Source organism: Sphingomonas sp., assembly GCF_019242355.1.
In the GTDB taxonomy this organism is placed as follows: domain Bacteria; phylum Pseudomonadota; class Alphaproteobacteria; order Sphingomonadales; family Sphingomonadaceae; genus Sphingomicrobium.
In genome coordinates, this window is record NZ_JAFAVR010000277.1 from 1 (window position 1) to 5,284 (window position 5,284).

At 64.3% G+C, this 5,284-nt stretch carries 4 protein-coding genes and 2 pseudogenes; 3 read left to right on the forward strand and 3 right to left on the reverse strand.

Going from position 1 to position 5,284, the window contains the following annotated elements:
- Both JOZ79_RS13370 and JOZ79_RS13375 read right to left on the reverse strand, forming a co-directional pair.
- Positions 1–647: pseudogene (locus JOZ79_RS13370) on the reverse strand (hypothetical protein); the annotation flags it as partial.
- A 209-nt stretch (positions 648–856) separates the two neighbouring features.
- Positions 857–1,942: a helix-turn-helix transcriptional regulator gene (locus JOZ79_RS13375; RefSeq protein WP_294075098.1), complete on the reverse strand. Its 1,086-nt coding sequence runs from the start codon at positions 1,940–1,942 to the stop codon at positions 857–859.
- Between the two features lie 448 nt (positions 1,943–2,390).
- On the opposite strand from JOZ79_RS13375, the gene JOZ79_RS13380 reads away from it, so the two are divergent.
- On the forward strand, positions 2,391–3,218 hold the full coding sequence (locus JOZ79_RS13380; protein ID WP_294075101.1) for a class I SAM-dependent methyltransferase: 828 nt from the start codon (positions 2,391–2,393) through the stop codon (positions 3,216–3,218).
- 39 nt (positions 3,219–3,257) lie between these two features.
- Positions 3,258–3,950, forward strand: a complete 693-nt coding sequence (locus JOZ79_RS13385; protein WP_294075107.1) for a pirin family protein — start codon at positions 3,258–3,260, stop codon at positions 3,948–3,950.
- Between the two features lie 315 nt (positions 3,951–4,265).
- Here JOZ79_RS13385 and JOZ79_RS13390 read toward each other — a convergent pair whose 3' ends face one another.
- A complete protein-coding gene (locus tag JOZ79_RS13390; RefSeq protein WP_294075104.1) occupies positions 4,266–4,661 on the reverse strand; it encodes a hypothetical protein in 396 nt (131 codons plus the stop codon).
- 286 nt (positions 4,662–4,947) lie between these two features.
- On the opposite strand from JOZ79_RS13390, the pseudogene JOZ79_RS13395 reads away from it, so the two are divergent.
- Positions 4,948–5,284: pseudogene (locus JOZ79_RS13395) on the forward strand (hypothetical protein); the annotation flags it as partial.

Sequence of the window (5,284 nt, forward strand, 5' to 3'; positions counted from 1 at the left end):
CCGCCGCCGCCGCCGCTGCTAAATAGATTGATCTGGTAATCCGATCCGAGCGTGCTGACCGTTGAGTTGGAGATGGAGGCTACAGCGGCACCTCCGTCGCCGGCGCTTCCGCTACTTCCCCCACTCCCTCCGCTGCCGCCGGAATAGTGGATATGGTAGAACGAATCCTCACGGTCGTCGTTGGCGCCAGTGCTGCCGCCCGAGCCCCCGCGACCGGCGGTGCCGCCCTGACCACCGATGCTGTCAATCGAAAGTCCCTGAAGGGAAGCGCTGCCAACCTGGACGATGGCATCGCCGCCGTTCCCCGCGGCGCCGCCTTCGCCGCCTCCTCCGCCACTCGAAGATGAGCCGCCCTCGTAATAGCCTGTGGTGCTGCCGTCCTGGTCATGCGTGTAGTAGCTGTAGGACGTCGTTGTTGTACCACCGTCACCAGTTGCACCCGCGCCCCCCGATCCCCCGTGGCCGCCGGTGACCTGGATCGATGATAAGCCGACCGTCCCAGACTCTTGCACCAGAATGCTTTCGCCGTCGGCCCCGAACCCGCCGCTATCGCCAGGGTTCGTGCCGTTCGCCCCGTCCTGTCCGGAGTCGCCATCGACGATATACCGAGGTCCGAATGGCGAGTCGTAAGTATATGATGTGCTCATGACCGACTCCCCAAGCGAAGTGACGGCGAAAGGTCCGGGTTCGTGAACGATGCTCCCAGTCACGATCATCTGCTCGGGCCCCCGCACGCGCAATAATCCGTTTGAATTAGAAAGCGGTCTTTCCACCGTTGATGATGAGATGGATTAGGACGCGATTTCGATCGGGCGCGCGACGACCGGCAACTAGCAATCCGGCGATCGGGGGCCGGTCAACCTCTCGTAATGCTCGCGCAAAGCAACAGGAGCTCCGACTGGCGGCAGGTATTCGTCTTCGCGAAGATGGACCGCAAGTGAGTGCGAGCCGTATTCGGGCGGATGTTCATCGCCTTCGACAATGATTGGACTGAGTGACCCTCGCCGAGCTTCCGCACAATCTCGATCTCTCGGGCGGTAAGATGGAAGAGGGACTGCACCAGCTCGAGATTATCGATGCGAGGTGCGGCGTGATGGATCTCGATCAATAGCTGAGTCCGCACGCGTCCGAAGGGTCCGTAGGCATCCATCAAGGGACGGACGGTGATCAGCCACGGCCGGCCGTTCAGCTGCGCGAGCTTGACCGCGGTCGGAGGGGCTCCACTCGAGACAGCCGAACCTACACTGGCGACGGCGGCATCCAGTTTTGACTGCTCGGAATGCAGGGTCGCGACCAAATGGCCATCCCTTATGGTCAAGGCGCCCGCTTTAGTCAGCAAGGCGTCGGCCGTGGCCGTCAAGTCTTGAACCTGGCCTGTGCTATCGAGAACGACGAGCGCGCGCGCACTGTTCGTGTTGAATGGCCTACTTTGGAGTCGGACGGCACACTCCATATGATCGAACAGCATTCGGAACAGTCGCCGCGAAACCGCGCTGCCAGGCCCGTCCTCGGCCGGAAAGTGCAATGAAAATGTGAAACTCAAGTCATCCGCGGGACCCGTGTAGCCGACACACCAATGGGTTGAGCCGAAATGGTCCAAATTCCATTTCACGTAATCGTTCTGGAGATATTCTTCGGCACGTAGAGTCTGGTGACTATAGCAGAATCTCGCCGATGGGTTCTCGAACGCCCATCGGAGTGAAGGATCGTCGATGTGCCGTTCGGAATATTCCTCGATTCCGCGGGCGAACTTCGTGTCCTCCGGCCCGTACGCCCTGTAGGTCGCGAGTTCCTTGTTTTGAAGATCCGTGAGGGTAGTTAGCGCACCGTTTCCGCCGGTTACTTTGAGTATCTCAACAGCAATACGGTCCCACTCTCGCGCGTCCGGACCAGCACGGTAAATCCGCTTGATGAGATCGGAAACACGCTCGTCCAGGCTCATATGCCACTCCGCGTGACTTCAGCGCTCGACTCCAATTCAATTTAGCATAAACCTGTATCCGATCTAGCCGCTTGGAACGCACGACTTTCGGCTGCTCGCCGCATTGTTTACCTCGGTCGATTGGGACCCCTTCGAGGTGGCAGCATTCGCTGGTCGAATGCCGAAGGATGCACGGCCGCCGGACTGGCGATTTCTCCGATGCGCGCGGCCGATCATGGTGTCGAAACGGGGACGGCCGCCGTGATCCTGTTCGCGAATTGGACGATAAACTGCCAGCCTTGATCGTAGGGGCGGAAAATCATTTGAAGGCCTTCTGCACCCAAGAAATTTGAAACACATATCTTTCAAGACATTAGAGAGCGTTTCAAGTTTTCTCCTGGGCACCATCCTCGCGCACAGGCAATCCAGCGGATTGCCGAAGACGAGGATCCTCGCGAAGCGAGGCGACATGACAAGCCAACACGATCAACAAGCGAGCTTCGACACCTTCAGCTGGACTCCGGCCGAGGCGCCCGAATGCGATGCTCTCGCTCCGTTCGAGGAGCGCATCACGCAGCTCAACGCAATTTCGCCGATGTCGCCGCGCTCGCTTGCGAACCTGCGGCGAGCCCTTGCTTCGATCGACCCTGACGAGCGGGAACGCTTCATCGCGGAGAACCGCGAGCGTCTGGCCGACGTCCGCACCCAGGGGCCCGCCAAATATGCCGACTTCGCATATTGGGCCGACCGCAGCGTCGCGATCGCCGAGTGGCTCGATCTCGACCACGCGCCACCGATGGACATCCTCGACGTCGGCATGGGCTCGGGCAGCTTTGCCATGGTGGCGCAGTCGATGGGCCACCGTGTCCTTGGCACCGATGTCGCCAATCCCTGGTACGGCCAGCTGTGCCGCCTTGCCGGCGTCGAGCGGCTGGTCGCTCCCGTCGAGCGCGGTCAGACCTATCGACCGGTCGACAGGCGGTTCGATCTCATCACGATCATGCTCCCGGTGTTCCATCGCAAGCCGAACGCGGGCAGGCGGCCGATTTACTGGACTGTCGAGGACTGGCGGTCTCTGCTTGAGGGCATGCAGCGCGACCTGCTCAAGTCCGGCGGCAGTATCTTCATACTGATGCCGCTGGAGCAGAACGACGACGGCACGCAAAGCTACTCGCCGCTCGTCGAATGGGCGGGCCGTCGCGGCGCTCGCCTCGACCGCCGATCGCCCGGCGAGCCGATCTCGCGCATCCTGTTCTCCGGCGTAACGGCCGAGACCTTTGGAAAGTCACATGGCTGACACTTGAAAGAAGCCGGCCCTCCGGCCCATTTCCGGCGCATGATCGAGATCCGCAAATTCGATAGCCTTGGCCACGCCGATCACGGCTGGCTCGACGCTCGCCACCACTTCTCCTTCGCCAATTACCATGACCCGGCGCGCATGGGCTGGGGCGCGATCCGCGTGTGGAATGATGACAGGATCGCCGCGAAGAGCGGCTTCCCGCCGCACCCGCACAGCGACATGGAGATCGTCACCTACGTCCGCACGGGCGCGATCACCCACCAGGACTCGATGGGGAATACTGGCCGAACGGCTGCCGGGGACATTCAGGTGATGAGCGCCGGCACCGGCGTCGTCCATGCCGAATATAATCTCGAGGATGAAGCGACGACCCTGTTCCAGATCTGGATCGAGACCGACCAGCGCGGCGCTCAACCCGGCTGGGGCGCCCGGCCCTTCCCGAAGGGAAGCCGCGAGGGCAGTTTCCAGCTTCTCGCCAGCGGCGACCCGGACGACGGTGCGCTCGACATCAACGCCGACGCGAAAGTGCTGGGCGCGACGGTCAAGGCCGGCGAATCGATCGAGGTCGGCGCAGATCCGGCCCGCCACCTCTATCTGGTCCCGAGCGGCCGGGTGCGCGTCAACGGCGTCGAGGCGGGCCCGCGCGACGGAGTCGCGATCACCGGCGAGGGCACGGTCCGGATCGAGGCCGACGAGGAGTCGGAGCTGGTGCTGGTCGACGCCCGCTAGTCGCCATTCCCCCGCGAGTCCGGTTCGGTTCATCCTTCGCGTGCTTGAATAGCGGCAAGCAGGCGGGCATGGGCACGCGTCGCGCGCGCCGGACCAGCGCGCACCACTGCAAGAGCGGAACGGAATGAAAGCGAAAGGTCGCTTGGGAATGCTGGCGTTTGCGGCCGGGCTCGCGCTCGGCTCGCCGACGCTCGCCCAAATCGTTCCGCAAAGCACCGACCAGACCGCGCCTCAGTCAACGCCGCCAGCAGCGCCGCAGTCGAATCCCCCAGCGACGCTGCCCGTGTCACGGGACACGGTCGGCCCGCGCGAACTTCAGAATTTCAGCCTCGGCGGCACCGTTACTCGTCCTGCGGACAACCCCGCCCGGCCGGCCACGCCGTCGCCTTCCCCGAACGTTCCGACGTCAACCAACTCAGCGCGGACGGTTGCTCCCGCGCCGCGCATGGAGGTTCCGGCGCGATCGACGGCGAGGGCCGCAAGCACGGCCAGTGCGCCCGCCGCCTCTTCCACGAAAGGCACTGCCGTACCGGCTTTCACGCCGGATCTGACCGCCCCCCCTGCGGCTGCGCCCGCCGTCGCGCCGCCTGCAGCAACAGCGCCAGCCTTCACGCCTGAGCCGCAAACCAGTTCTCCGCCGACGCCAGGCTCGGCCGCCGGCGGGTCGCTGCTGCCCTGGCTGTTTTTTGCACTGGCGCTGGGTGCAGGCATTGCGATCCTGCTCTGGCGCCGCCGCCCTCGCGAGGCGGTGGCGGGTGGACCGGCGCTCGCTAGCTATGCGCCGCCGCCGCCCTCCCCGCCGCCGGTTCCGCAGTCAGCCGCCGCGCAAGCGCCTCGCGCCGCTCGGGTGCCCGAGCCCGCAGCGGCAGGTACCTCACCCTCTCCGTCGCCTGTCCCGGCGTCCGCTCCGATCCGTGCCTTCGCGGGGACTGCCGCCGCTCCAGCTGCTCCCGCCGGCATTGTCTCGACCCGACTACGGCCGTGGCTCGATATCGCCATGATGCCGATGACCTGTCGGATCGACGATCAGCAGGTCGTGTTCGAGTTCGAGATCGACGTCTTCAATTCGGGCGCGGCGCCGGCGCGCGACATCCATATCGCCGCCACGCTTTTCAATGCCGGGCCGAGTCAGGACGAAGACCTCGCGGCCTTCGCGTCCCGCGAGATCGACGCGGGCGACCCGCTGCCGCTGGTCCCGCCCTTGCAGCGGATCACCTTCCGAACGTCGCTGACCGCGCAGCGTGCCGCGTTGCAGCTGTTCGAGTCCGGCGGACGGCCTGTGTTCGTGCCGGTGCTGGCCTTCAATGCCGTTTACAAGTGGAGCGGCGGAGGCG